The organism is Methylobacterium sp. BI1 (assembly GCF_056680125.1).
This window is the reverse complement of sequence record NZ_CM155267.1, coordinates 1,993,500-2,019,456: the sequence shown is the minus strand read 5'-3', so window position 1 is coordinate 2,019,456 and position 25,957 is coordinate 1,993,500. Positions and strand designations below refer to the sequence as shown.

The window sequence follows — 25,957 nt, the reverse complement described above, 5'->3', positions numbered from 1 at the left end:
ACGAGCCGCCATGCCTTCGAATTCGGCCCCTCTTCCGCCCGCTCCGGCGGCGCCGGACACGGCCATCGCCGTCTCGGAGTTCAGGCTCGAGAACGGGATGCAGGTCGTCGTCATCCCGGATCGCCGCAGCCCGATCGTCACCCACATGGTCTGGTACCGCAACGGCTCGACGGACGATCCGCCCGGCAAGTCCGGACTGGCCCATTTCCTCGAACACCTGATGTTCAAGGGCACCGAGCGGTATCCCGCCGGTACCTTCAGCGACACTCTCGCGGCGCTGGGCGCCGAGGAGAATGCTTTCACGGGTTGGGACTTCACCGCCTACCACCAGCGCATCCCCAACGAGTACCTCGCGACCTGCATGGCCTACGAGGCCGATCGCATGCGCAACCTCGTCCTCGAAGAGTCCATCGTGAGCACCGAGCGGGGTGTCGTCCTCGAGGAGCGTTCCATGGTCGCGGACGCCAATCCCGCGGGACTCCTCGGAGAGGCGCTGGCGATCAGTGCAAGCCCGACCCATCCGTCGGGTCGCCCGATCATCGGCTGGCGTCACGAGATCGCCGGTCTGACCCGGGACGATACCCTGGCCTATTATCGGCGCTTCTACACGCCTGAAAACGCGCTCCTCGTCGTAGCCGGCGATGCCGAACCTGAGGCGGTGCAGGACCTCGCCGCCAAGATCTACGGTGTGATCCCGGCGTCGGGCGCGCCTCCCGAGCGCCGGCACCTGCAGGATCCACCGAGCCGTGCCCACCGACAGATCACCCTGGCCGAGACCACCGTCGGCGACCCGCAACTGACACGGCTGCACCGGGTCCCCTCGCCCGTTGATGCGGCCCCGGGCCAAGCGGAAGCCCTGGAAGTCCTCGCCTTCCTGCTCGGCGGCGGCACCACCTCGATCTTCCATACGCAGCTCGTGGTCGCACAGACCTGTGCAACCCGCGTCGAGGCCTCCTACTGGTCTTCCTACTTCCGTGGCCCTTCGCGCTTCTACATCCAGGGGTCACCCGCGTTCGGAACCACCCCCGAGGATCTCGACCGCGCGATCGATGCGCTATTCGACGCGCTGCGGGGCTCGGGGTTCGAGGAGTCGGCTATCGCGCGCGCCAAGACGCAGCTCGTCGCCAGCGCCCTGTACGCCCGCGACAGCCAGGTGAGCCTCGCCAACTGGTACGGCATGGCCCTGTGCTGCGGCTCCACACTCGCCGATCTCGCGACGTGGCAGGCCCGCATCGAGGCGGTCGACGCCGACGCGCTCCGGCAGGCCCTTACCCTTCTGGAGCGGCCAGGCGGCGTCTCCGGCCATCTCATCCGTTCTCAAGCTGCCTGACCGGAAAAGGTCTCTCGTCATGACGATTCACGTCACGCCTGCCGGCAAGCTCGACTCCTCGATCCCGCCGAACCCCGTTGGCACGTCCCTCGCCACCCGTGTGCGGGTTCTCCGAAGCCCCGGGGGCATCGAGGCCTGGTTCCTCGAGGACCATACGGTGCCGATCCTGTCGATGCAGTTCGGGTTCCGCGGCGGACCGGCGCTCGATCCAACCGGCCGGGGTGGGACAGCCCGGATGCTCGCCAACCTGCTCACCGAGGGCGCCGGATCGTTGGACGGCGGCGCGTTCCGCGAGGCCCTCGCCGACCGTGCGATCCAATTATCCTTCTCGGTCTGGAGCGACAGCCTGCGCGGCGAACTCAAGACGCTCGCCCGTGAGACGGAGGCCGCCTTCGAGCTGCTGGGCCTCGCCCTGCGCGATCCGCGTCTGGCCGAGGACGATATCGTGCGGGTTCGAAGTGCGATGGAGTCGGATATCCGCACCGGCCTTAACCGGCCGGATCCCGTCGTGAACCGGACCTTTGCCGCGCGCGGCTTCGCGGGTCATCCCTATGGCAGGCCCACCGGTGGAGATCTCGACAGCCTTCCGCTAATCGCGCATGCGGATCTCGCGGCGCTACAGACGCGGATGATGACGCGCAAGAACCTGCGGGTCGCCGTGGTCGGTGCGATCGGTCCGGAGGCCCTCGGCCTTGCACTGGATCGCGCCTTCCTCGAACTTCCGACGGGGTCGCCTGTGCAGACGCCGGCGACCGTCCTGCAGGGGCTCGGCGAGCGAATCGTCACCCGGCTCGAGCTGCCGCAATCGACGATCCGCTTCGGACGGCCCGGCCTCTCCCGCCAGGACCCGGACTTCGCTGCCGCCACCGTGGTCAACCACTCCCTGGGCGGGGACATGTCCTCGCGTTTGTTTGGCGAGGTCCGGAAAAAGCGAGGGCTCTGCTACGCGATGGCCACAGCGCTGCAAATGGCCGATGGCGCCTCGACCCTGGTGGGGAGAACGGCCACCCGGAACGATCGCGCCGCCGAGGCGCTCGGCGTCATCGAGGCGGAGCTTCTCCGCCTGTCCCGCGACGGTCTCGAACCCGACGAACTGGAGCGGAGCAAGGGCTATCTGATCGGCTCGTCCAAGCTGCGCCTCGACACTTCGTCGGCCATTTCCGCCCTGTTGCTGGGATTGCAGCTCGACGGGCGCCCTCTGGACTGGCTGGACACCCAGAACGCGCGCGTCGCCACCGTGACCGCCGAGGACGCGCAACGCGCCGCGGCGCGCCTCATCGGCGACGGTCGCCTGCTGGTGGCGATTGCCGGAGATCCGTCCGGGCTGTGAGCGCGCCGGCGTATCCCGAGCCCGCAAACCCGGCGGGTCTCCGCTTAGGGGCAGCGGAGCTCGATTTTCTTCGTGGGGATATTCGGGCGGCACCGTCGCCCGATCTGGAGGGACGGGACATGAGATCCATCGTCGTGCTGAGCCTGGGGCTGATCCTCGGGGCACCATTCACCGCCGAGGCGCAACCGCTTCCGGGCGGGACGACCCTACCGGCCGCACCCGGCGCGGCCCCGCTCGCTAAGGGGCGGGACGGCGCCGCGAGTGCCACCCTCCTGGCCGATCCTGCGGCCGCCGCTCCGGGGCCGCGGGGCTTCGACCCGCCGGGGCAGAAGCCGCCGCGGCCGGACACCGCGGTCGGACCCGATCTCCTCGCCTACATCTTCGCCCCGGTCGGTGGAATTGTAGGACCCATCACCGAGGGCATTCACGTTTTCGACGCGGCCCTCGCACCCGTCAACGCGGTTTTGCTTCCGTTGACCGGTCCCCAGGGCGTCGTATCCGCGGCCTCGTCACCTCCCTCGGTGGTGCCGCCGCTGGTGGAGGCAGAACCCACCGGGCGGCCGCCGCGCAAGTAACGCTTCGCATTGCCGTGGGCATGGGCCGGTCCGCCTCCGCGGATCCGGCATCGGACCGGAACGGCCGAGCCCTACGCGGCCAAGCTCACGCGGCCGAGCCTTGAGCGGCCAAGTTCCACGCGGCCAAGTTCCACGCGGCCAAGTCCCACGCGGCCAAGTCCCGCTCGCCATAGCGGCCAGAACAGGTAGTCACCTATGTCCTCTTCCGAGCTGCTCGTCGGCGATCCCGCTCCTGCCATAGCAGTCGAGACGTTTCTGAAAGGCGAGCCGATCACGGGCTTCGCTCCGGGCCGCGTCCACGTAATCGAATTCTGGGCAACGTGGTGCGGCCCCTGCGCAGCCAGCATTCCGCACCTGACGGAACTTCAGGCGCACCATCCGGCCGTGCTGATCCTCGGGATCGCCGTCGGCTGGACGGAACTGGAAACGGTGCAGGACTTCGTGCGCGACTGGGACGACCGGATCGGCTACCGGATTGCCGTCGACCGCCGGCCCGATCAGGAGATCGGCCGCAGCCTGATGCGCGCTGCTTGGTGCGACGCGGCCTATCAGCAGGGGGTGCCGACGGCCTTCATCGTCGATGGCACGGGTCACATCGCCTGGATCGGGCATCCGATGGAGCTGGATGCGCCGCTCGCCGCGGTGGTCGAAGGACGCTGGGATCTCGCGGCGTCCGCCGAAGCGCACCGGAAACAGCTGCTGCAGGACAAGGTCCGTGAAGCCCGAGCTCTGGAGCGGGCGGTGCGCGCCTGCGCCGATACGGGCGACCGGGACGCCATCTTGCGGGTCTACGACAAAGCCTTTGCGGACGAGCCGGCCCTGGAGAGGACGTTCGGCTTCGGAAAATTCAAGCAATTGGCGGTCGGCAGCGAGGCGGCCCTGACCTACGGACGTCACCTCGTCACCGAAGTCGGCTCGGATGACATCAACATGCTCTTCAAGATGGGGCTCGCCCTGACGCAGCAGGGCGAAGCTCTGAAGGAGCCGATGTCCGTTCCCGTGGCAGCCCTGGCGATCGAGGCTCTGGACCGGGTCTGGTCGCTGGTCGGGAGTGAGCCGAATCAAAGACTGCGGGGACGCCTCGCGGAGGCCTACGCGAAGGCACTGCTCACGGCCGGCCGTCCCGAGGACGCCGCCGCCTACGCCAAGACCGCCTGGGAGGCTGCAGAGGCGCTCGATATGGGTGAAGACACGAAAGCGGGTCTCGCAGCGCTCCAGGAACGCTGCCGTGCGGCTGCGCCCGCGATCGACGCTCCACCTCCAGCGATGGTCTGCGACGGCGACAGCTGCCGTCTCGCCGGTCCCTGACAGCCGCGCCGATCCTTTTCCCACCGCCTCCGTGCTCTTGTGCTCGTCTCGGACGACGCTGCGCGGCGGAAACCATCCCGCCCGGTGCGAGCCGCCTTCCCCGGCAGGCCGCAGCGGGCCGTCGTCGTCAGCCGCTGCACCGTGCATCGGTTTCCCACGCTTCCGGTTCCTCGCATGACTGTCCAGACTTGGCTCGCCTTCGTGGCCGCATCCACCGTCGCGCTGGCGCTCCCGGGCCCAACCGCCCTCATCATCCTCCGATACGCCGCCCAGCCAGATCGCAGCGCCCTCCCCTTCGTCGTCGGGGGGGCCGTTCTGGGCGACACCTTCGCGCTGACCATTTGCAATTTCGGATTAGGCGCGCTGCTCGCCGCCTCCTCCAATTTCCTCACGGTTTTTAAGATCGTGGCGGCGCTTTACCTGATCGGCCTCGGCTTCTCGACCCTGTTCGAAAGACGTTCGGTCCGGGCGGCACCGACGCCCCAGAATCGCCGCCCGTTCGTCAGCGTCTTCCTGGTCACGGCCTTCAATCCCAAGGGCATCATCTTCTTCTGTGCCCTGCTGCCTCAGTTCGTCGACGCAGATGAGCCCGTGATGCCACAACTCGCCCTCTTGCAGGCGACGTTCTGCGTGCTCTCCCTGGTCGCGGCCGTCACCTGGGTCAGCGCTGGACGCCTGCTGCGCCGGACGGCCGACCGCCTGATCCGGCGCGCGACGGGTCTGCTCCTCATCGGAGTGGGTGTCGCGCAGGCCACCGGACGGCTCGCATGAGCCGGATCACCAAGGAACCAAGTCCCGGGGCGTCCCCTGTAGGCGTCGTGCCCCCGTCAGGCCTGCAGACACGGGCAGGTCTGCAGACACGGGCCTGGGTCGCGCGCGCCATCGAGACGATCGAGGCCGATGTCAATCGATCTGCAGATACGCACTTGGTCCGCGTACCGCTGCCCACCTGTCCCGGGATCAACTTCTATATCAAGGATGAGTCCACGCACCCGACCGGTAGTCTGAAGCATCGCTTGGCTCGCTCGCTGTTCCTCTACGCTCTTTGCAGCGGTCGCATTGGTCCGGACACCACGATCGTCGAGGCTTCGAGCGGGTCCACCGCGGTCAGCGAGGCCTACTTTGCGCAACTGCTCGGATTGCCGTTCATCGCTGTGATGCCGCGCGCCACCTCCGCGGAGAAAGTGGCCCAGATCGCCCGCTATGGCGGACGCTCCCACTTCGTGGAGAGCGCAGGTGCGGCCTACGGCGAGGCCGAGCGGCTCGCCGCCGCTCATCGCGGCCACTACATGGACCAGTTCACCTTCGCCGAGCGGGCTACGGACTGGCGCGGCAACAACAACATCGCCGAGTCGATCTTCGCCCAGATGGCGCGTGAGACCCATCCGATCCCGGCCTGGGTGGTAGTGGGCGCCGGCACGGGCGCCACCTCCGCCACCATCGGCCGATTCATCCGCTATCGACGCCTCGCAACCCAGCTTTGCCTCGCCGATCCGGAGGCTTCGGTCTTCCACCGCCACCTCGCCGACCGGTCTGTTCGAACCCTCGAAGGGTGCGCGTCGATCGTCGAAGGCATCGGGCGGGCACGGTGCGAGTCGTCGTTCCTGCCGGATCTGATCGACCGCAGCGAGGCGGTTGCGGACGTGGCGAGCCTCGCCGCTGCGCGCGTCCTCTCCGAACGGATCGGCCGCTCTTGCGGAGCCTCCACGGGCACGAACATGTGGGCGGTGGCGCGGATCGTTTCCGGCATGGTGTCGACGGGCAGGGCTGTATCGGCGCTGAGGGTGCGATGACCGGTCCAGGTGATGGTGCGGGGCTGGCCGGAGGCGGTGATGGCGGTGTCGCCGATCCGCAGATCCTCGACGGTGACTTCGCCCCGCGTCGTCAGGATGTGAGTGCCAGACCCGAAGCAGAGCACGAAGGCATCGGGCAGGACCGTCATCGGTGTCGAGGGATCATAAATATCGTCCGAATACAGGGAGTAGGAGTCGCCTCTCGCACCTGATACACGAACGACGACGCCGGTCGAGTCTTTGAGCTGACCGAAATAGACCCGATTGGTGAACGTCTTTGTTACGGAGTCTGTGGTCTCTACAGTTTGCATCTTGTCGTTGGAAACGTCTCCCAGGACGTTGGGATCGTTGGAGCCATCACTAGAGGGAAGATCGCTAAGAACGAAGGTGCCGGGCGTGCCTCCTGAAGCGATCAACGGGTTGATGAAGCCAAAGCCGGACGATCCATCGAGTGCGCTCAAGCTATAAACGTGTGAAAATGTTTTGGTCGATGCCATGATATGATCCTCACCGAGATCGTAGTTCGAGGAGTGAAACGAGGCACATTTGCTTCACACAAATGCGCTCATGCAGCTTCTGCAGTGCGCGCCTGCGAGCGATCTACAGATTCTGTCTTAGATCTTCGAGTTCCGCTGAAGTGGCGCACTGATCGCACTTGGACACCGACCGTGGCGTGACGGGCTGTTGATCGGTGTCCAAGTGTCGCCGAGTGTTTCGCGGAGTCATCGGTCGCGAGATCTTGGGCCTAATCCGGCTGCGAAAGCGAAGTGGCTTGCGTCATTGCTCCAGGCGCAGTCATCGACTAGGTTTTGGGCGAAGACAGCCGCGAGGCGGTGCCGCTCGGCCTCGACCAGGGGACCGTCGAGCGCGACGGGCCGGCATCGGGCCGACAGGCCCGGCGGGACGAAGTCCGGGTTGTGCAGCGCGTGGTCCGAGGCCTCTTCGAAGAAGGGCCGGCATCCGAAATCGAGGAAGCTCTCGGCGGCCAGGCCCTCGGCCAGGAGGATGTCGTGGGTATCGAGCTCGACGTGCCAGTAGGTGACGCTCGCCATGCGGGTGCGGGCGATGGTGGTGCCGTTGACCAGGGTCATGACCGGCAGGAGCACGCCACCCTGTCCGTCGGCATCGGCGCCGACGAGGACGGGATGGCCGGGGGAGAGGAGCAGGTCGCGGGTGGGCCGTCCGTAGCCGAAGGCGCCGGCGCGGATGCGGACGGGGGCCTTGTCGACGGGCAGGGCTGTATCGGCGCTGAGGGTGCGATGACCGGTCCAGGTGATGGTGCGGGGCTGGCCGGAGGCGGTGATGGCGGTGTCGCCGATCCGCAGATCCTCGACGGTGACTTCGCCCCGCGTCGTCAGGATGTGAGTGCCAGACCCGAAGCAGAGTACAAGGGAGGATTGGCTCACAGACGAAGCCGGAAATTCATCGTTGAATTTGTAGGTGCCGTTCGTGAGAAGAAGATAGACCTGCGTCCCGGCGGGCTTTGAAGGTTCGTCGGCTGGAAAGCTTACGATGGCGTCGCCGTTGGTAATTTTTCCGTAGTAAAATAGATTTTTTGGATACGCCGAACCATCGGGCTGAATAAGATTGACACGCTCCTGCGGTGTATCCCCAAGCACGCCGATATTGTCGCCTGGGCCAGTGCTTGCAGCTTCCGACAGTGTATAGCCGCCTGCTTCCGGTGCACCGCCGCTGGATAGAAATCCGCCGTCGGGGGAGGGTCTAAGTTCGACGAGAGTCGTGTAATGAATCGATGGACTCGGACCAGATGACATCTTCGTGCTCCGTATGAGAATTGACTTTAGATGTCTTTCGCCTTTTGCTCCAGATTCTAGGAAAACCATCAGAGCTTTTGTCGAATATTGGTCATATCTGCTGTATAGGGCTGGTTTGTTATGATGTCGGCTCGTTTAAAGGCTTTCGATTAGGCCTCTGCGAGCGCGGGGAACGGCAAGTTGAGAAGGCGTCGTCTCCTGCGATCTGGTGCTTCTCAAACGCCTGTGGGACGGCATTCGAAACTTCACACGCTGGCACGCCTATTTTTTTCGGCGGATCTATTCCGGGCGCCGAAGCGGCTCGGTGATCGCTGCCTCGGCCTCAAAGATGCGGGGGGCAGACGAGGGTGAACTCCCGATCTCTGCCTCTGGTCACGCCCAAGACGAGGTTGATGATCTATGTCGATCGGGGCTGCGCGCCGTTTGTTGGCTCGATCAACACGTCGGACAAACCGACGGCGGCGTACACAGATGTCAATCAGTCCGTGTTGTCGTTGATCCGAAGCCTGCGAGGCGCGGATGGACGAGATCTCTGTTCCTGCCCACACGGATCGAGGGGGGCGGATCTCCCGGCCGCCGAATCTCGGATCTGCGGCCCTCTTCGCCGAAGACGACCCAGTCCGTTCGACGCGCGAAGCCCTCGTATGATCGGATCATCGGTTCCGCGGATAGCGTTCACCACCCGCATCCGGCTTTTTGGATTGTTCGTCCCGGGGGTCAGTTCCAGGATCACGCTGACACCCACAGTGGTGAGCGTGGACAAGACTCCCTCGGCCGACACCAAGTCTCGTTCGCCGGGGGGTCTTTCGCGTGGGCGCTCGATGCTCTGGCGGCCGAGTCAGGATGAGCGGTTGAGGGCGGCGCCGATGTAATTGTACATCGCGGTCGTCTGGTCGGCGAAGAACCGCATCGCCGTCACGATCGCCAGGAAGACGAGAGCCATGATCAGGCCGTACTCGAGGGCCGTCGAGCCGGACGTGTCGCTGAGAAAGCGGCGGATCAGGATCTGACGATCGTGCCGCGCCGGAGATCCGCACAGACCCCTGGCGTGTTCGAGATCCAGTTCGGTCATGGCCCCAGGATATCTTTCGCGGACGTCGATCGAGGGGGACGGTACGCTATCTTCCTTGCGGAGGACTTAAACGGATTGTCGACGTTCGGAGAGGAATGTCCGCGTCGACCCGGGAGCGGCAGCCCCCGGGTCTTTGGTCAGGTCCGTCCGATCCTCTCGGATTGCCAACCCGGGCCGGAAGCCGCTCGCGCTACGCTCAGGCCTTGCCGGATCCCTTGCGCAGGGCGTCGATCCGCTGGGATGCCTCGGCCTTGTCGAGATCGGGATCGAACGCCTCGGGGTCCTTCGCCTCTTCGGACAGGGTCTTGAGGTAGGAGGCCTGGGCGCCGGTCATCGGCTCGCCGCCGGTGGTCCACTCGCTCGGATCCTTGATCTGGTTCGAGACGTCCTTCGGATCGGTCTTGGGATTCTCGTCGGATTTCGAGGTCTGGGACTTCGAGGTCTGGGGCTTCGAGGTCTCGGACTTCGCCTGGGTCTTGCTCGCCTGGGTGCCGGCCATGTGGAATTCCTTCGGTTCACGAAATGTTCTAGTGAACGCGGGCCTCCGGACGCGGTTCCTGCGCGCGCATTGGCGAAGGCCGGTGATCCCGTGGTCAAATGTCTCACGGGTTCGCGATCTTCGGATCGGAAGACGGCTGCTGGGTCCGGCCGGGACGGTCGGCGGAGACATGGCTCGGTCGGCCGTCACCCGTCGTGGCAGTCCGAGGCTTGACGGGTCGCGTCGGGGCTGGAACATGTCAACATCACTGACGTAAATCGAGGTCGTCCGAGACGTGACTGCCCACGCGATGCGAGATGCCGACGCCGATGCGGCGCTGCCGTCCTCCGGTTCCGGCGACGACCTCATCGAGCTCCTCTTTTTCGCCTATCGGGATTTCGTCGGCGATCCCGACCGCATCCTGGCCCAGTACGGCTTCGGCCGGGCCCATCACCGGGTGCTGCACTTCGTCGACCGCTATCCGGGTCTTACGATCGCCGAACTCCTGGATATCCTGCGCATCACCAAGCAGAGCCTGAATCGGGTGCTGAAGGATTTGATCGAGCAGGGCTACATCGCGCAGAAGACCGGCACCAGCGACCGGCGCCAGCGGCTGCTGTACTGTACCTCAGCCGGGGCGGACCTCGCCGGCGACCTCATGCGGGTCCAGAGCCGACGGGTGGCCCGCGCCCTCGCGGCGTCTGAGCGCGGCGGCGAGGCGCCCCTCTCCGCCGAGAGCTTCCTCTTCGGGATGATCGAGCCGGACGCGCGCGCGGCCGTTCAGCGCCTGATGTCCCGGCGCACCGGCAAGGCTGCCTGATGGCCACGCCCGGGACGCGCCCGACCGCAGACCTCCCCGATCATGCACCGCACATCCTGGTGGTCGACGACGATCGCCGGGTGCGGGAGCTGCTGTCGCGCTTCCTCTACGAGCAGGGCTTTCGCGTCACCGCCGCCGGGAACGTGCCGGAGGCCCGCACCAAGGCGCAGTGCTTCGTCTTCGATGCCCTGGTGCTCGACGTGATGATGCCCGGCGAGAGCGGCTTCGACTACGCCCGCGAGGTGCGGCAGACCTCGCGCGTGCCGATCCTGATGCTGACCGCCCGCTCGAACCCCAACGACCGGGTCATGGGCCTGGAGATCGGCGCCGACGACTACCTGCCGAAACCCTTCGAGCCGCGCGAACTGATCCTGCGCCTGTCGAACATCATCAAGCGGCGCAGCGAGGCCGGCGGGCGCGCCCAGAGCCACGACACCGTGACCTTCGGCCCCTTCGCCTACCGCATCGACCGGGGTGAACTGCGCCGCGAGGACGAGCTGATTCGGATCACCGAGCGCGAGCGCGAGATCCTTACCATCCTGGCCCAGGCCGCCGGCGGCAACGTCGAGCGCGAGGCCCTGGCCGGCAGCGGAGGGCTCGCCGCCGAGCGCAGCATCGACGTGCAGATCAACCGCCTGCGCCGCAAGACCGAGGTCGATCCGGCCAATCCCCTGTTCCTGCAGACGGTGCGGGGCGTCGGTTACCGCCTCGCGGTCGATTGAGCCCATGGCGGCCACCGGCCTCCTCCAGCGCACGGCGACGCGCCTCGCCGCCCTGCCCCGGCCCGGTCGGATCTGGCGGATCGTCAGCCGCGCCATCGGCGACGTCCTGCCCAAGGGCCTCTATGCACGCTCGCTGATCATCATCATCGCGCCGGTGGTGCTGCTCCAGTCGGTGATCGCCTACACCTTCATGGAGCGCCACTGGCAGCTCGTGACGCGCCGCCTGTCCTCCGCCGTCACCGCCGACGTCGCGGCGCTGATCGACATCTACGAGAGCTATCCGCAGGACAAGGATTCCGAGACCCTGACCCGGATCGCCAACGACCGGCTCAACCTCGACGTCGACATCCTGAAGGGGGCCAAGCTCCCCCCGGCCGGGCCGCGGCCGTTCTTCTCGATCCTGGACGAGGCCCTGTCCGAGGAGATCCGGCGCCAGATCCGCCGGCCCTACTGGATCGACACCGTGGGCCGCTCCAGCCTGATCGAGATCCGCGTCGCGATTCCCGATGGGGTGATGCGCGTCACCGCCCGGCGCAGCATGGCCTATGCCTCGAACTCGCACATCTTCCTGCTCTGGATGAGCGGCTCGTCCCTGGTCCTGCTCGGCGTCGCGATCCTGTTCCTGCGCAACCAGATCAAGCCGATCCTGCGGCTCGCCGCCGTGGCCGAGAGCTTCGGCAAGGGCCGCGAGATCGAGTTCCGGCCCCGCGGCGCCCGCGAGGTCCGCCAGGCCGGCCACGCCTTCATCGAGATGAAGCGGCGCATCGAGCGGGCGATGGAGCAGCGCACGACGATGCTCAACGGGGTCAGCCACGACCTGCGCACCATCATCACGCGGTTCAAGCTCTCCCTCGCCCTGGTCGAGCAGACCCCCGAGGTCGAGGACCTGCAGCGCGACGTCGACGAGATGAGCCGGATGCTGGAGGCCTACCTCGCCTTCGCCCGCGGCGATTCGGGCGAGGTGGCGGTGCCCACCGACATGCGCGCGCTGCTGGAGGACCTGCGCACCGACGTCGAGCGTCTCGGCGCTCACGTGGAGGCGGTGGAACTCGAGGACCATCCGCAGCTGACCCTGCGGCCCGACGCCATGCGACGCTGCCTCTTCAACCTCGCGGCCAACGCGGCCCGCTACGGCGAGACCGTCGCGATCACGGGCCGGCGCGAGGCGCGCGCCTTCCTGGTCTCCATCGACGACGACGGCCCGGGCATCCCGCCCGACCAGCGCGAGGAGGTGTTCAAGCCCTTCGTGCGCCTCGACGACGCGCGCCAGGACGCGGGCGGCTCCGGCCTGGGGCTCTCCATCGCCCGCGACATCGCCCGGGCCCATGGCGGCGATGTCAGCCTGCATGACAGCCCGCTCGGGGGCCTGCGCGCCACGGTGCGGATCCCGGCCTGATCCGGGCTCATCGACCGCAGGAAAGCGTGGCCGATCCAGCTTGGCGCCGGGTGCGGGGCGATGCTATGAGGGGCGCAGCAAACGCCACAGGGACCGGTGAACCGGGTCCGACAGAAGTTGAGAGACCCGCCCATGAACAGCCCGCTGACCCCCCTTCTGATCCTCCTGCTCCTGCCGATCACCGCCATCTGCGCCGTGCTCTACACGGATGCGGGCATCGAGCCGGCGCTGTTCTACGCCACCGTGAAGACCTTCGTGGTGCTCTTCATCGTCGCCGGCGGCCTCTGCTTCGCCGCGAGCCGCTTGGCCGCGCGCAGCGAGGGCTGAGCGCACCCGTCCTTTCCAGGACGCCAAACGAAAAGGCCCGGACCGTGAGGTCCGGGCCTTTTCGTTTGGAGGCCCTGCATCGGCTTACTCGGCGGCGATGCGCGGCGGCAGGATCGGCTTGGGGTCGTTGGCCGAATGGGTCGGCGGCAGCGCGAACGCGCCCTCCGTCGGCTCGTCCACGCGTCCGACGAAGCGGCCGAAGACGCGCACGAACAGGCGCGACAGGTCATCGACGAGGACGAAGATCGCCGGCACGAAGACCAGCGACAGGCCCGTGGAGACGATCAGGCCGCCGATGACCGCGATGGCCATGGGCGCGCGAAACTCGCCGCCGATGCCGAGCGCCATGGCCGAGGGCACCATGCCGGCCGCCATGGCGATGGTGGTCATCACGATCGGCCGGGCGCGCTTGCGGCCGGCATCGATGATCGCGGTGGCGCGGTCCACGCCGCGGGCCATCTCTTCCACGGCGAAGTCCACCAGCATGATGGCGTTCTTGGTCACGACGCCCATCAGCATCAGGATGCCGATCACCACCGGCATCGAGATCGGCTTGTTGAAGATCAGGAGCCCGAGGATCGCGCCGCCGATGGAGAGCGGCAGCGAGAACAGGATGGTCAGCGGCTGCAGGAAGTTCCCGAACAGCAGCACCAGCACGCCGAACACCATCATCAGGCCGGCACCCATAGCGAGGGCGAAGCCCTCGAAGACCTCGCCCATCACCTCCGCGTCGCCGGTCTGCCGGATCGTGACGCCCGGCGGGAGATCCTTGGCGGTGGGCAGGGCGAGGACGGCGCCGATGAGCGCGCCGAGCGCGTCCGAGCCTTCCATGTCGGCCTCCAGGGCGACGCGGATCGACCGATCGTAGCGGTCGATGGCGGTCGGGCCGCGGCCGAGGCTGAGATCGGCCACGGTCGAGAGCGGCACGGCCGCGCCGCCCTTCACCGGCACCTTGAGGGTCTCGATCTGGGAGAGATCGCCGCGCAGGCGCTCGGGGAGCTGGACGCGGATCGGCACCTGCCGGTCGATGGTGTTGAACTTGGCCAGATTCGCCCCGATGTCGCCGATGGTTCCGACCCGCACGGTCTCGGCGATGAGGTCGGTCGTGACGCCGAGATCGGCCGCGACCCCGGCCTTCGGGCGGATGCGGATCTCGGTGCGGTCGAGGGGCGCGGTCGAGAGGACGTTGACGAGGTGCGGCACCCCCGCGGCTTCCCGCTGGAGCTTGGCCGCCGTCTCGGCCACCACCACCTTGTCGGGTCCGGACACGATCAGGGTAACGTCGCGCTGGCCGCCCTCGCGCAGGGCCCAGAAGCGGATGTCGGGGACGTCGTGCAGGATCGCCCGGATGGCGATGTCCACCTGCTTCTGGGTCCGGTGGCGGGTGTTCTTCGGCGTGAGGTTGATGGTGAAGGTCGCGAGCCGGACCTCCTTCTTCGCGGGCAACTGGCGGCCGCCATCGACGAAGACGCTGCGCACCTCCGGCAGGGCCCGGATGCGCTCCACGAGGCCGTCCGTCACCTGCGTGGTGTCGGCGAGCCGGGCCCCCGGCGGCAGTTCCACCACGAAGATGGTGCGGGCGGCGTCCTCCGCGGGCAGAAAGCCCGCCGGAAGCAGGCCCGTCGAGAGGATCGAGCCGGCGAAGCAGGCCAGCCCGAGCACCAGGGTGATGAACTTGTGGCGCACCGACCAGGCGACGACGCGGGTGTAGCCCCGCATCACCGGTCCCTCGCGGCTGTGGTCGGGGCCGTGGTCGCGCAGGAAATAGGCGGCGAGCAGGGGCGTGATCAGGCGCGCCACGAGCAGCGACATGAACACCGCCGCCGCGATGGTGAGGCCGAACTGCTTGAAGTACTGCCCTGCGATGCCGCTCATGAAGGAGACGGGTGCGAAGATCGCCATGATCGTCGCCGTGATGGCGATGACGGCGAGGCCGATCTCGTCGGCAGCCTCCAGGGCGGCGCGGTAGGGGGATTTCCCCATGCGCATGTGCCGGACGATGTTCTCGATTTCCACGATGGCGTCGTCGACGAGGATGCCGGTCACCAGCGTGATCGCCAGCAGGCTGACGGCGTTCAGGGAGAAGCCGAGGCTGCTCATCACCCAGAAGGTCGGCAGCACCGAGAGCGGCAGGGCGATCGAGGCGATCAGGGTCGCGCGCCAGTCGCGCAGGAACAGGAAGACCACGATGACCGCCAGGGTGGCGCCCTCCACCAGGCTCAGCATCGCCGAATGGTAGTTGCCCACCGTGTTGGTGACCGAGGTGTCGATCAGGTCGAAGCGCACGCCCGGATGGCGGGCGCCGAGTTCCGCGATGCGCTTGGCCACGCCGACAGCGACCTCCGCGTCGCTGGCGCCGGTGGAGCGCGAGATCGCGAAGGCCACCACGGGCTCGCCGTTGAAGCGCGCGAAGGTGCGCGGCTCCTCCGAGCCGTCCACCAGGGTGGCGAGTTCGTCCAGGCGGACCTTGCGCCCGCCCGGCACGACGATCGAGGTTTCCGCCAGGGTGTCGAGGCTGGCCGCCCCGGCCAGGGTGCGGATGGACTGTTCCTGGCCGCCGAGCTCGCCGCGTCCGCCCGCCATGTCGGCGGCGGTCAGGCGCAGCTGCCGGTTGACGTCGGCGGCGGTGATCCCGAGCGCCAGCAGGCGGTCGGGCTTGAGGGTCACGCGGACCTCGCGGGCGACGCCGCCGAGGCGCTCGACGCCGCCGACGCCCTTCACGCTCTGGACCTGCCGGGCGATCACGTCGTCGATGAGCCAGGACAGGTCCTCCGGCGTCATCGCGGGCGCCGAGGCGCCGTAGATCATGATCGGCAGGCCCGCGATCTCGACGCGATTGATGATCGGCTCCTCGATGGTGCGGGGCAGGTTCACCCGCACCTTCGAGATGGCGTCCTTCACGTCGTTGACCGCCCGGTCGCTGTTCACCTCCAGGCGGAATTCGATCGTGGTGCTGGAGAGCCCTTCCGAGATCGTCGAGATGACGTGCTTGACGCCCTTTACCCCTGCCACCGCATCCTCGACCACCTTGGTGACCTGGGTCTGCAGCTCCGAGGGCGCGGCTCCGGATTGCAGCACCTGGACGGAGACGATGGGGATGTCGATGTTCGGAAAGCGCGTGATCGGCAGCGCGCGGAAGCTGACCAGTCCGAGGACCACCAGCACCAGGAAGAGGACCAGGGAGGGGATCGGCTTGCGGATCGCCCAGGCCGAGATGTTCAGGCGCATGGGTTCGTCCGATCAGCGAGGGGCGGCATCGGCCGCCGGGGGCGTCGCGGCCTCGGCCGCCTTGATGGGGGGAACCACGGGCCGGACGCGATCGCCGTCGCGCAGGAAGCTGCTGGCACGGGCCACCACCACCTCGCCGGCCGTCACGCCGGAGCGGACTTCCAGCACACCGCCGGCGGCGAGGCCGGGCACGATCCGACGGGCCTCGACGTGGTCGCCGGAGACGATGAAGACGCTCGCGCCGCCATCCGCACCGTAGAGCACCGCCGAGAGCGGAACCGCGACACCGGTCCGGCGCGCGACCTCGACCTTGCCGCGGGCGAAGGCGCCGATGCGCAGGCCCGGATCGGGGTCGAGGCTGACGCGGATGCGCCCGAGGCGCGTCGTGCGGTCGATCTCCGGATCGATGCGCCGCACCCGCCCCTTCAGGGTCCGGCCCTCGTCCCAGTCCAGGCGGGCCGGGTCGCCCACATGGAGCCGCGGCATCCAGACCTCCGGCACCTCGCCCTCGAGTTCGATCTCGCCGCGGGCGATCAGCCGGAACATCGGCTCGCCGATGGCGGTCGCGGTAGCGCCCACCCGGGCGGTGCGCCGGTTGACGATCCCGGCCTCGGGCGCGCGGATCTCGGTTCGGGCGCGCCGCAACGCGATCTCGGAGGCCTGGGCCCGCGCGGTGGCGAGATCGGCCTCGGCCAGCTGGAGTCCGCCCCGCGCGGCCGCGAGCCGGCCCTCGTTCCCCTGGGCGGCGGAGACGCGCTGCTCCAGGGTGACGGCCGTGGCGTTCCCGGTGCGGATCAGGCTGCGCGTGCGCTCCAGGGCGAGGTTCGCCTCGACCTGGGCCGCCTCGGCCTGCACGATCTGGCTCCGGGCCTGGATGATGGCGGCCTGCGCCTTGGCGACGGCGGCGGCATTGGCCGCCTCCTGGGTCGCGATCATCTCGAGGGAAAGCCGGGCCAGGGTCTGGCCCTGGGTGACCTGGGCGCCCTCTTCCACCAGCAGTTCGGTGATGCGAAGGCCCTCGATCTCCGGCGCCACCAAAATCTCGTCGCGGGGCACCAGCGTGCCGGTCACGACGGCGAATTCCACCACTTCGCGGGTGAGCGCCGATGCCACCGTCACGGCCGGGGCGACGGCGGCCGGGTCTGGAACCGCCGCCGGCTCCGCCGCGCGCGCGACCGAGGCGAGCGACGCAGCGGCAGCCAGTATCGCCAGCGTCAAACGAAGCCGTTGTCCGAGCGGCGCGGGCCGAGAGGGTCGCATGACGGGGCGCTCGACAAGGGCGGGGAGCACGGGCTTGCGGGACGAGACCGGCGATTTCATGGCGCACCTGTTGGGCGACGTCTGCGTCGCCTCACCTGTTTGGCGACGTCCGCGTCGCGTCTGGAATCCACCCCGCCCGGTCCGAGGGTCGGCAACTCTTTGCCTGCCGTCACGTTAGGGCAACTATAGACCTTTCCTGGCAGAGGGTTAACGAATCATGAGCATCTTCGAGGTCCGTCAGCAGTCGAATGGCGCCGTGCTCTGGACCGGCAGCGCGCTCGACGAAGTCTCTGCCCTCGATGCGATGGCGCGTGAAGCCGGTTACATCGACTTCCAGGCGCTTCCCGAAGAGATCCGAGCGGCCCACCCGGTCGCCCGTCCGATCGCGTAGTGGTCTCCTGCGCCCCTCGCTGCGTGCCCGATCCCGTACCCAAGCCCATGCGTCCGTCCGGACGTGTGGGTTTTTTTCGTCGCGGCATCCGGCGGACGTCGCCGGGCGGAGATCAGTGTCGCGCGTGACGGCCGGCGGGGCTGATGCCCGCCCCGGGTTCGCGGCACAGCGCCCGCGGAGTCATTCCGCCGATGTCGAGTGTCGGGTTGGCCGGGCGAAGGGGGGCGTCGCGCAGGATGCGTCGGAGCGGAGCTTGCCTGGTCCACCGGAGGGCGACGATGTTCGTCGGGATCGGCCGTCCGGGTCGCACGCTAGCGGAAGGTCGCGGAGTCCAGCGACAGGTAACGGGGATCGAAGCCCGCGAGGGTCGTCAGGCGCTGGACGTTCCGGATCGTCAGGATGCGGGAGCGCAGCTCGATCAGGCCCTGACGTTTCAGGTCCTGGAGCGTGCGGTTGACGTGCACGGTCGAGAGACCCGTCGAATCCGCGAGGTCGAGCTGGGACACGGGAAGATCGTAGCCGTCGTCCCGGGCCAGTCCGATCGCCCGCAGGCGCATCAGCAGTTCCAGGAACAGGTGGGCGATCCGCTCGATGGCCGAGCGCGAGCCGAGATTCACCAGCCACTCGCGCAGGGTCGCATCGTCGACCAGGTTCGCCTGCCGCAGAGTCTTGATCACGGGCGCCTGCTCCCCGACGAGATCCCCGAGGGCCGCGAAATCCATGCGCCCGAACCGGCAGGCCGAGAGGCTGGCGATGGCATGATCCCGGCGATCGACCAGGCCGATGTCGATGTCGCAGAAATCGCCCGGCACGAGATAGGCGAGGATCTGCCGGGTTCCGTTGGCCCGCAGCCTGTAGCGGCAGGCCATGCCTTCGAGGAGGACGAAGACGCCGTCGGGGCGCTCACCCTCCCGCGCGATCTCGGTTCGCGCTCCGACGGACCCGATGGGGATGCAGAGGCGGGTCAGGATCGCCTGATCGTCCGCCGACACCGCACCGAACCGCTCGAGCTTCCGGGTCAGCGGGGCCGTCACATCGTCGTCATCGCACACGGCTAAGCGGCGAGGCAGCCCCGGACCGGAGGCCGACGGACTCATGGGCGCGGCTCCGGCGCCCGTCGACGCGCGCGATCCCATCGTCCCGCGTTCAGCCAACCCGTCACCGCGTCCTGCTCCTCCTGTGGCCGATTCCGGGCTCCTGCGCTTGCGCGTGAAGCTGACGGGCGTGACGGCAGGAGCCTCGGCCGAGAGCGGCCGGACCCGTGCGCCACCGCCCAGCCCCTCGGTTTGGTGCGATATTCCCTGAACCGTGGCGTTAATAAATCCCAAAACGCTAGGTCGGACAGGACTCTGCGCCTTTGGTGTGGTGCCCGACATTTGGGGAATGTCGACTACCCGACAGATCGCAGGGCGGGCTTGCCTTTGTCGCGCATCGTACAGATAGTCGAGAAATCGCTTGTATATATTCCTGAGTATGGGTCCGTAAGAGACTATTTGTGCTCTTGCCCCAAGGGACAGGGCCGTGTCGCTGCTAGAGCAATCTGCCGTTCGTAACCGCTTGCTCAAACGTCTCTCGCCAGGCGATTACCGGTTGCTTCAGCCGCACCTGCGTTCGATGCCGACGGAGTTGCGCCAGGGCTTGATCTATCCGCATCGACCGATCCAGGATCTCTACTTCCCGGAGGCCGGCTACGCGTCGATCACGACGTCCGGAACGAGCAAGGTCGAGGTCGGCATCATCGGGCCCGAAGGGGTCGTCGGGGCCGCCCCGGTGCTCCTGGGGAGCGACCGCACGCCCTACGACCACTTCGTCCAGAACGCCGGGGAGATGCTCGCCATCGACGCCGCCGCCCTGCTGGCCGCCACCGAGCAAAGCCTCGCGCTGCGCAACCTTCTGCTACGGTTCGTCCAGACGCTCCTGGTCCAGACGGCGCAGACCGCCTTCGCCAATGCGAGCTACAACATCGAGGTCCGACTCGCCCGCTGGCTGCTCATGTGCCACGACCGGGTCATCGGCGACGAGCTCACCGTGACCCATGACTTCCTGTCGTTCATGCTCGGCGTCCAGCGCACGACGGTGACCCTCGCCCTGCAGCTCCTGGAAGGCAACCGCCTGATCAAGGCCCGGCGCGGGCGGATCGGCGTTCTCGACCGCACCGGCCTGCTGGCCGTGGCGGGGGACAGCTACGGCGTCCCCGAGGCCGAATATCTCCGCCTGATCGAGGGCGCCTGACCCGAGAGAGCGCGCCCGGCCGATTCTCGAGTCGACGGGGCGCCCGCAGCGGCGCCCATGTTCATGCTCGGTCTTGGACGGTGGACGGACGTGGTCGCCATGTCGCGGTCGCGCGGCAGTGAACATTCTCGCTTCTGCCGGGTTGAAGGACTACGCATGAAGCGTTCCTCCCTGGATTCGACCCGTCCGGCACTGGCCGTGGCGGGTTCTTTGCGTATTGCCGAAAAGAATTTCCGCTGCGAAACTTTGCCGTTCTCTGGTTATATTCAGACTTTGACGTACGATTTCGTGCAAAATTCTTTGAATGTCTTCCCATTAACCTGTGTTGATGCGAGTGAGTTCCTCGTTTTGCACACTCTCTCGGACCTGATGGGGTCGGGCTCACGCCTTTCCCGGCCGAATGAGAAGACACTGGATGACATCGCAATCTGGACCCGATGCACCGACCCGCCTCGTTACCGAGAACGCCCCTCCGCTGACGCCGTCGATCCGGCAGACCCTCGGGCAGCACCTGCGCGCTGCCTACGCTTCCCTCGATGACGACCAGCCCGACCGGTTCGCGGTCCTGCTCGCGCGCCTGGAGGCAGTACTCGCGGCCCGTGGCGAGACCCTCACGGCCGAGGTCCGGCAAGGCCTCCAGGATCATGCGCCGGGCCTGCGCAAGTACGCGCTCTCGCTGACGCGCGACGCCGCCCGCGCCGACGATCTGGTTCAGGACACGATGCTGCGGGCCTGGATGTACCGCGAGAGCTTCACGCCCGGCACCAACGTGTGCGGCTGGCTGACCATCATCATGCGCAACACGTTCTATTCCGGCCAGCGCAAACGCGTGCACGAGGTCGAGGACAGCGACGGCAGCTACGCCGCCCAGCTGGTGACCCTGCCGGCGCAGGGCGCCGTGCTCGACCTCGAGGACGTCAACGCCGCCATCGGCCGGCTCTCGACGACCCTGCGCCAGGCCCTGACGCTGGTGGCCATCGACAACATGACCTACGACGAGGCCGCCACGGTGATGGGCTGCAAGATCGGCACGGTGAAGAGCCGCGTCTGGCGGGCCCGCGAAAGCCTCGCCGCCCTCGTCGGCTATTCCGCCGACGAGATCGGGCCGGACCGGCTCGCCACCTCCGTGCTCGGCGACCTGAGCCTCCGGCCCCGGGCCTGAGGCCGCCTAGAGCAGCGTCCCGCGCAGGATCAGCATCGCCACCGAGAAGTAGATGACGAGGCCCGTGACGTCGACGAGAGTCGCGACGAAGGGGGCCGAGGCGGTGGCGGGATCGAAGCCGAGGCGCTGCAGCAGGAACGGCAGCATCGAGCCGGTGAGCGAGCCGAAGGTGACGATGCCGACGAGGGCCGCCCCCACGGTCGCCGCCACCAGCATCCAGTGCTCGCCGTAATCGTACAGGCCGGTCTTCTGCCAGACCACGATGCGGACGATGCCGATCGCGCCGAGGATCGTGCCGAGCACGAGGCCGGTCGGCACCTCGCGCAGGGCCACCCGCCACCAGTCGCGCAGGCGCACCTCATGCAGGGCCAGGGCGCGGATGAGCAGCGAGGTGGCCTGGCTGCCGGAATTGCCGCCCGAGCTCATGATCAGCGGAATGAACAGGGTCAGGACGATGGCCTTCTCGAGCTCGCCCTCGAAGCCCTGCATGGCGGTGGCGGTCATCATCTCGCCGAGGAACAGCGCGCAGAGCCAGCCGGCCCGCTTCCGGATCATCGTGCCGAAGGCGATATCCATGTAGGGCTCGGGCAGAGCCTCCATGCCGCCGAAGCGTTGCACGTCCTGGGTCTGCTTCTCGACCATGGCGTCGATCATGTCGTCCACGGTGACGATGCCGATGACGTGGCCCACCGCGTCGATGACGGGGAGCGCCAGGAGGTCGTATTTCGAGATCAGACGGGCGGCCTCCTCGCGGCTCGCCGTGGGCGAGACCGCCAGCGGCCGCCGGTTCGGCGCCACCGAGAGCACGTTGTCGCCCGGGTTGCCCGAGATCAGCCGGCGCAGGGGCACCGCCTTAGTCAGGGCACGGGTGCGCGGGTCGAGGACGAAGATCGCGTAGATGGTCTCGCGGGTCTTCTCCACCTGGCGAACGTGGTCGAGGGTCTGCTGCACCGTCCAGTTGCCCGGCACGGCGACGAACTCCGTCGTCATCAGCGAGCCGACGGTCTCCTCTCCGTAGGTGCTCAGCCGGTCGACGGCGCCGCGGGTCTCGGCGTCGAGGCGGGCGCGCAGGTCCGAGCGGCCGGGCTCCTCGATCTCGCGGAAGAGGTCGGTGATGCGGTCGGCCGACATGCCCGACAGGTAGGAGGCGACCCGGTCGCGCGGCAGCATCTCGATGATGTCGGCGGCGCAGTCGAGTTCGGGCTGGTCGAGCACCTCGATCGCCCGCTCGACGGGCAGGCCCAGCAGGATGGCGGCGGCGACCTCCGGGGCCTCGTCGTTGAGCGCCTCGACGATGTCGGGCGCGCGCTCGTCCGACAGGCGGGCGGCGAGCACCGCCGGATCGATGCCGGTCGGGAAGGAAGCGATCTCGTTCATGGGCTCACCTCGCAGGGCGCGCGATCCGGCCGTGAGGGGCCGTCCCGCGCCGGGCCGCCGGGGCCCGGTCAGCGGGGCGTCAGGCGGAGGGAGCGGAGGCAGCCGCGCACGGCGCGGGCGATCGGTCTGGATTGTCGCTGGGCATCGGAATCGTCGAGAGGGAGTCGAAGCGCGCGCCGCGAGGTGAGTCGTAACCCCCGCGCAGGCCCGTTCGGCGGCGCGTCAGTGCGCCTCCCCTCCCCGGGGCGTCAAGCCGAAACCGGCGGCGGCCGGATCTTTCCTGCGCGGCCGTGGCACCTCTGCCGCCCAGGCCGGTCCCGCGCCGGCGATGCCTCCCTCGCAAATCCCGCGTTCCGGCATCATATCTCTGCTTTCCAGCCCTTTGGCTGGGGCTTCAGGCGACGCCCAGGGGCCGGATCGGCACTTTTCCCGCGATCCTATGAGAAATATAAGTGTAGCGCCCACTTGTATTGTGCCCAACACAACGGCATATCAAGGGCGTCGAACACGAAGGAGTTTCCCATGAAGTGGTCCGCCCCCGTCGTCCAGGAAGTCTGCGTCGGCATGGAAGTCACCAGCTACGAGTCCGCCGAGATCGATCCCTTCAACTAAGCCGCGGCCCCTCGGGGCACGGTCGTAGTCTGAAGGTGAATCGAACCCATCCGGGTTCGGCTTTCACAACCCCAAACCAACCAGGAGAGACGTCATGAAGTGGTCTGCCCCCATCGTCCAGGAAGTCTGCGTCGGCATGGAAGTGACGAGCTACGAGTCCGCCGAGATCGATCCCTTCAACTAAGGGAGATCGCGGGTCCCGCTCGCGGGACCGGCTGATCCGAGGGGGCGCTATCCGAGAGGGTGGCGCCCCTTTCGTTTGTCCAGATCCAACGCGTCTATGTCCGGATCAGAGGCCCAGGCCGAGTTGGCGCGGCTCGGGAGCTGGCCCGTGCTCCAGGCCTGAGAGGGAAACCCCGAGGAGGCGCACGCTACGCCGCAGGGGGAGCAGGTCGCGCAGGAGGGTGAGCACGGTCTCCTCCAGGGCGGCGTGGTCCGGCACGAAGCCGGGCAGCGAGCGGGCCCGGGTGATCTGCTCGAAATCCGCGAACTTCACTTTCAGCGTCACCGTTCTGGCCCGGACGTCCTTTGCGGTGGCGGCGCCCCAGACCTTGTCGAGGATCGGCGTCAGGCGCTCGGCGAGGACCGCGTAGTCGGCCGAATCCTCCGAGAAGGTATTCTCGGCGCCGATGGATTTCCGGATCCGGTTGACCCGGACCGGACGGGCATCGATGCCCCGCGACACCCCGTAGTAATAGGGCGCGGAGGCCCCGAACCGCTTCGTCAGCGTCTCCAGGCTGAGGGCGCGCAGGTCGCGCCCGGTCAGGATGCCCAGCGCCTTCATCCGTGCCTCCGTCACCGGACCGATGCCGTGGAAGCGCCCGATCGGCAGGTCCTCGACGAAGGCCGGCCCCATGGCGGGGGTGATCACGAACAGGGCGTCGGGCTTGCGGAAGTCGGACGCCACCTTGGCGAGAAACTTGTTGTAGGAGACGCCTGCCGAGGCCACGAGACCGGTCTGCGCGCGGATCGCGGCCCGGATCGCGCGGGCCACCGCGGTGGCGGTCGGCAGCCCCTGCCGGTTCTCCGTCACGTCGAGATAGGCCTCGTCGAGGGCCACGGGCTCGATCAGGTCGGTATGCTCGGCGAAGACCGCCCGGATCTGCTCCGAGATCGCCCGGTAGACCTCGAAGCGCGGCTTGACGAAGACGAGGTCGGGGCAGAGCCGGCGCGCCGTGACGGAGGGCATGGCCGAGCGCACGCCGAAGGCCCGCGCCTCGTAGCTCGCCGCCGCCACCACGCCGCGCTCGCGCGATCCGCCCACCGCCACCGGCCGGCCCCGCAACACCGGGTCGTCGCGCTGCTCCACGGAGGCGTAGAACGCGTCCATGTCGATGTGGATGATCTTGCGGATCGTCCCCGCGTCGTCCGGGTCCATCGCGGACGCTTCTCCGATCGTTCGGGCGTTGGTGTTCGTGGTCTGTTCGCAGAATCCCGGTCCGGGCCCGGGAATCAAGCCCTGCCCGTGCGCGATCCACCGCGGAACCGACGCGGCCCCGCGATGGGCGCGCCACGGGGGGGCTCGCCGCGAACGGGGCCGTGACGCATAAGGGCGCCCAGGACAGCCGAAGCCCGCGCTTCGCGATTCGCCCGAGGACACGGACTTGAAGATCACCCAGCTCACCCACCACGACCTCGACGGCTACGGCGCCTCCACGGTGGTCGGCCAGTTCGCCGACGTCGCCCGGATCGTGCACGTGCCGCGCTATTCCGATGTCGGGCCGGTGGTGGAGACCGAGCTGAAGCGCCTCGGGAAGACCCCGGCGCCCGAGATGATCCTGATGACCGACCTCGGCCTCGAGGCGGTGGCCGTGACCTTCATCCGCAACTTCGCCGCCCTGAACCGCCGCCGCGAGCCGGAGGCGCGGCATCACCTCGTCGTCCTCGATCACCACGCCTCGTCCATCGACCAGCTGCGCGAGCAGGGCCTCCCCCCGCAGGCCGATCCGGCCGCGCCGAGCCTGCAGCGCTTCGACCTGGACGATCCGAACATCGTCGTGCTCATCGACGAGGTCTGCTGCGCCACCCGCATGGCCTACGAGCACCGGGCCCTCTACGCGACCCGCGCCACCGGCGAGGACCCGATCCTCGGCGCCCTGGTGACGGCGGTCGACGCCGTCGACCTCTGGCGCAAGGACCGGCCGGCCTTCCGCAGCGGCCTGAGCCTCGACGAGATGTTCTGGGACAACGTCTCGAACCTCGTGCCCATCGGCCATCCCTGGCACGACCGGTTCGTCGGCGACCTCCTGCTCGGCGCGGCCCGCCTCCTCGGCGACGGCGCCTCCCCGGCCGTGATCGAGGGTCAGGTGCCGGCCCTGCGCAAGGCGATCCTCGACGGCTACCTCGCCGAGGATGCGGAGGACGATCGCAGCCTCACCACCCGCATGCGCATCGCCCGCGTGCTCGCCCGCTCGGACCTGTTCCACCCCCTGTCGGACGGCACGCTGATGTCCTTCGGGCTCGATTCCGGCACCTTCCAGCGGGTCTCGGATCTCATCATGGAGAGCGGCCGGGCCAAGCGCGTCCTCAACGTGCAGCGGGCCGGGACGATGTCCTTCCGCTCCAACAACGAGACCGCCCTCGACGGCGCCCGGCGCTTCCGCGGCGGCGGCCACAAGGACGCCGCCGGCGGCAAGCTGACCAGCGGCTCGGCCTTCTCCCTGGCCGACGCCATCGCCCAGGTCGAGCCGGTGCTGAACCCGCCGGCGGCCGATCCGGCGCTGAGCCCCTTCGCGGCGTTGAAGAACTGGAAGGGCTGAGACGCACGAT

24 protein-coding genes and 1 pseudogene are annotated in these 25,957 nt (G+C 68.0%); 16 read left to right on the top strand and 9 right to left on the bottom strand.

The window, feature by feature from the left end; genetic code table 11:
• The first annotated feature begins 10 nt into the window (after window positions 1–10).
• From AC1MGR_RS09455 to AC1MGR_RS09430, 6 genes are all read left to right on the top strand, one after another.
• Entirely contained in the window at window positions 11–1,330 is a 1,320-nt protein-coding gene (locus AC1MGR_RS09455; protein WP_480234415.1) for a M16 family metallopeptidase, read from the top strand.
• A gap of 157 nt (window positions 1,331–1,487) precedes the next feature.
• Window positions 1,488–2,660 (top strand): M16 family metallopeptidase, encoded by a 1,173-nt coding sequence (locus AC1MGR_RS09450; protein WP_480234414.1) that lies wholly within the window; start codon window positions 1,488–1,490, stop codon window positions 2,658–2,660.
• 119 nt (window positions 2,661–2,779) lie between these two features.
• Window positions 2,780–3,235 (top strand): hypothetical protein, encoded by a 456-nt coding sequence (locus AC1MGR_RS09445; RefSeq protein ID WP_480234413.1) that lies wholly within the window; start codon window positions 2,780–2,782, stop codon window positions 3,233–3,235.
• 195 nt (window positions 3,236–3,430) lie between these two features.
• On the top strand, window positions 3,431–4,543 hold the full coding sequence (locus AC1MGR_RS09440; protein WP_480234412.1) for a TlpA family protein disulfide reductase: 1,113 nt from the start codon (window positions 3,431–3,433) through the stop codon (window positions 4,541–4,543).
• Window positions 4,544–4,717: 174 nt separating this feature from the next.
• Window positions 4,718–5,314, top strand: a complete 597-nt coding sequence (locus tag AC1MGR_RS09435; RefSeq protein WP_480234411.1) for a LysE family translocator — start codon at window positions 4,718–4,720, stop codon at window positions 5,312–5,314.
• Window positions 5,311–6,336: a PLP-dependent cysteine synthase family protein gene (locus tag AC1MGR_RS09430; RefSeq protein ID WP_480234410.1), complete on the top strand. Its 1,026-nt coding sequence runs from the start codon at window positions 5,311–5,313 to the stop codon at window positions 6,334–6,336. Before AC1MGR_RS09435 ends, AC1MGR_RS09430 begins: the two co-directional genes overlap by 4 nt.
• Here AC1MGR_RS09430 and AC1MGR_RS09425 read toward each other — a convergent pair.
• The 4 genes and pseudogenes from AC1MGR_RS09425 to AC1MGR_RS09410 form a co-directional block, all read right to left on the bottom strand.
• Window positions 6,327–6,485, bottom strand: a pseudogene (locus AC1MGR_RS09425) (Hint domain-containing protein); the annotation flags it as partial. The gene AC1MGR_RS09430 and the pseudogene AC1MGR_RS09425 sit on opposite strands and share 10 nt — an antisense overlap.
• Before the next feature lie 573 nt (window positions 6,486–7,058).
• Window positions 7,059–7,742, bottom strand: a complete 684-nt coding sequence (locus AC1MGR_RS09420; RefSeq protein WP_480234409.1) for a Hint domain-containing protein — start codon at window positions 7,740–7,742, stop codon at window positions 7,059–7,061.
• Between the two features lie 1,207 nt (window positions 7,743–8,949).
• A complete protein-coding gene (locus tag AC1MGR_RS09415; protein WP_480234408.1) occupies window positions 8,950–9,183 on the bottom strand; it encodes a Flp family type IVb pilin in 234 nt (77 codons plus the stop codon).
• 196 nt (window positions 9,184–9,379) lie between these two features.
• Window positions 9,380–9,682: a DUF3072 domain-containing protein gene (locus AC1MGR_RS09410; RefSeq protein WP_480234407.1), complete on the bottom strand. Its 303-nt coding sequence runs from the start codon at window positions 9,680–9,682 to the stop codon at window positions 9,380–9,382.
• Between the two features lie 289 nt (window positions 9,683–9,971).
• Here AC1MGR_RS09410 and AC1MGR_RS09405 point away from each other — a divergent pair, with 289 nt between their 5' ends.
• The 4 genes from AC1MGR_RS09405 to AC1MGR_RS09390 all read left to right on the top strand — a co-directional run bounded on the left by AC1MGR_RS09405 (window position 9,972) and on the right by AC1MGR_RS09390 (window position 12,926).
• On the top strand, window positions 9,972–10,481 hold the full coding sequence (locus AC1MGR_RS09405; protein WP_480234406.1) for a MarR family winged helix-turn-helix transcriptional regulator: 510 nt from the start codon (window positions 9,972–9,974) through the stop codon (window positions 10,479–10,481).
• Window positions 10,481–11,203 (top strand): response regulator, encoded by a 723-nt coding sequence (locus AC1MGR_RS09400; RefSeq protein ID WP_108036705.1) that lies wholly within the window; start codon window positions 10,481–10,483, stop codon window positions 11,201–11,203. Before AC1MGR_RS09405 ends, AC1MGR_RS09400 begins: the two co-directional genes overlap by 1 nt.
• 4 nt (window positions 11,204–11,207) lie before the next feature.
• Window positions 11,208–12,599, top strand: a complete 1,392-nt coding sequence (locus AC1MGR_RS09395) for an ATP-binding protein (protein WP_480234405.1) — start codon at window positions 11,208–11,210, stop codon at window positions 12,597–12,599.
• A 132-nt stretch (window positions 12,600–12,731) separates the two neighbouring features.
• Window positions 12,732–12,926, top strand: a complete 195-nt coding sequence (locus tag AC1MGR_RS09390; RefSeq protein WP_056213650.1) for a hypothetical protein — start codon at window positions 12,732–12,734, stop codon at window positions 12,924–12,926.
• An 84-nt stretch (window positions 12,927–13,010) separates the two neighbouring features.
• Here the strand turns inward: AC1MGR_RS09390 and AC1MGR_RS09385 are convergent, their stop codons facing one another.
• Both AC1MGR_RS09385 and AC1MGR_RS09380 read right to left on the bottom strand, forming a co-directional pair.
• Window positions 13,011–16,154 (bottom strand): efflux RND transporter permease subunit, encoded by a 3,144-nt coding sequence (locus tag AC1MGR_RS09385; RefSeq protein WP_108036701.1) that lies wholly within the window; start codon window positions 16,152–16,154, stop codon window positions 13,011–13,013.
• A gap of 12 nt (window positions 16,155–16,166) precedes the next feature.
• Entirely contained in the window at window positions 16,167–17,414 is a 1,248-nt protein-coding gene (locus tag AC1MGR_RS09380) for an efflux RND transporter periplasmic adaptor subunit (protein WP_480234404.1), read from the bottom strand.
• 217 nt (window positions 17,415–17,631) lie between these two features.
• Here AC1MGR_RS09380 and AC1MGR_RS09375 point away from each other — a divergent pair, with 217 nt between their 5' ends.
• Window positions 17,632–17,805: a hypothetical protein gene (locus tag AC1MGR_RS09375; RefSeq protein WP_181259671.1), complete on the top strand. Its 174-nt coding sequence runs from the start codon at window positions 17,632–17,634 to the stop codon at window positions 17,803–17,805.
• 311 nt (window positions 17,806–18,116) lie between these two features.
• Here AC1MGR_RS09375 and AC1MGR_RS09370 read toward each other — a convergent pair whose 3' ends face one another.
• On the bottom strand, window positions 18,117–18,839 hold the full coding sequence (locus tag AC1MGR_RS09370) for a Crp/Fnr family transcriptional regulator (RefSeq protein ID WP_480234403.1): 723 nt from the start codon (window positions 18,837–18,839) through the stop codon (window positions 18,117–18,119).
• Between the two features lie 487 nt (window positions 18,840–19,326).
• Here AC1MGR_RS09370 and AC1MGR_RS09365 point away from each other — a divergent pair, with 487 nt between their 5' ends.
• Together AC1MGR_RS09365 and AC1MGR_RS09360 are read left to right on the top strand one after the other, a co-directional pair.
• Entirely contained in the window at window positions 19,327–20,037 is a 711-nt protein-coding gene (locus AC1MGR_RS09365; RefSeq protein ID WP_108036697.1) for a Crp/Fnr family transcriptional regulator, read from the top strand.
• 415 nt (window positions 20,038–20,452) lie between these two features.
• Complete coding sequence (locus AC1MGR_RS09360) at window positions 20,453–21,199, top strand: sigma-70 family RNA polymerase sigma factor (protein ID WP_480234402.1); 747 nt, start codon at window positions 20,453–20,455, stop codon at window positions 21,197–21,199.
• A 6-nt stretch (window positions 21,200–21,205) separates the two neighbouring features.
• On the opposite strand, the gene mgtE is transcribed toward AC1MGR_RS09360, so the two are convergent.
• The gene (gene mgtE / locus AC1MGR_RS09355) at window positions 21,206–22,576 is read right to left on the bottom strand and encodes a magnesium transporter (RefSeq protein WP_108036693.1); all 1,371 of its coding nucleotides are present in this window, start codon (window positions 22,574–22,576) and stop codon (window positions 21,206–21,208) included.
• Between the two features lie 522 nt (window positions 22,577–23,098).
• Here mgtE and pqqA (AC1MGR_RS09350) point away from each other — a divergent pair.
• Entirely contained in the window at window positions 23,099–23,188 is a 90-nt protein-coding gene (pqqA, locus tag AC1MGR_RS09350; protein WP_019902976.1) for a pyrroloquinoline quinone precursor peptide PqqA, read from the top strand.
• A gap of 94 nt (window positions 23,189–23,282) precedes the next feature.
• A complete protein-coding gene (pqqA, locus tag AC1MGR_RS09345; protein WP_056213663.1) occupies window positions 23,283–23,372 on the top strand; it encodes a pyrroloquinoline quinone precursor peptide PqqA in 90 nt (29 codons plus the stop codon).
• Window positions 23,373–23,477: 105 nt separating this feature from the next.
• Here pqqA (AC1MGR_RS09345) and dinB read toward each other — a convergent pair whose 3' ends face one another.
• Window positions 23,478–24,566, bottom strand: a complete 1,089-nt coding sequence (dinB, locus tag AC1MGR_RS09340; protein ID WP_480234401.1) for a DNA polymerase IV — start codon at window positions 24,564–24,566, stop codon at window positions 23,478–23,480.
• A 226-nt stretch (window positions 24,567–24,792) separates the two neighbouring features.
• Between dinB and AC1MGR_RS09335 the strand changes: the two genes are divergently transcribed.
• Entirely contained in the window at window positions 24,793–25,947 is a 1,155-nt protein-coding gene (locus AC1MGR_RS09335) for a dimethylmenaquinone methyltransferase (protein WP_108036689.1), read from the top strand.
• The last annotated feature ends 10 nt before the right edge of the window (window positions 25,948–25,957 follow it).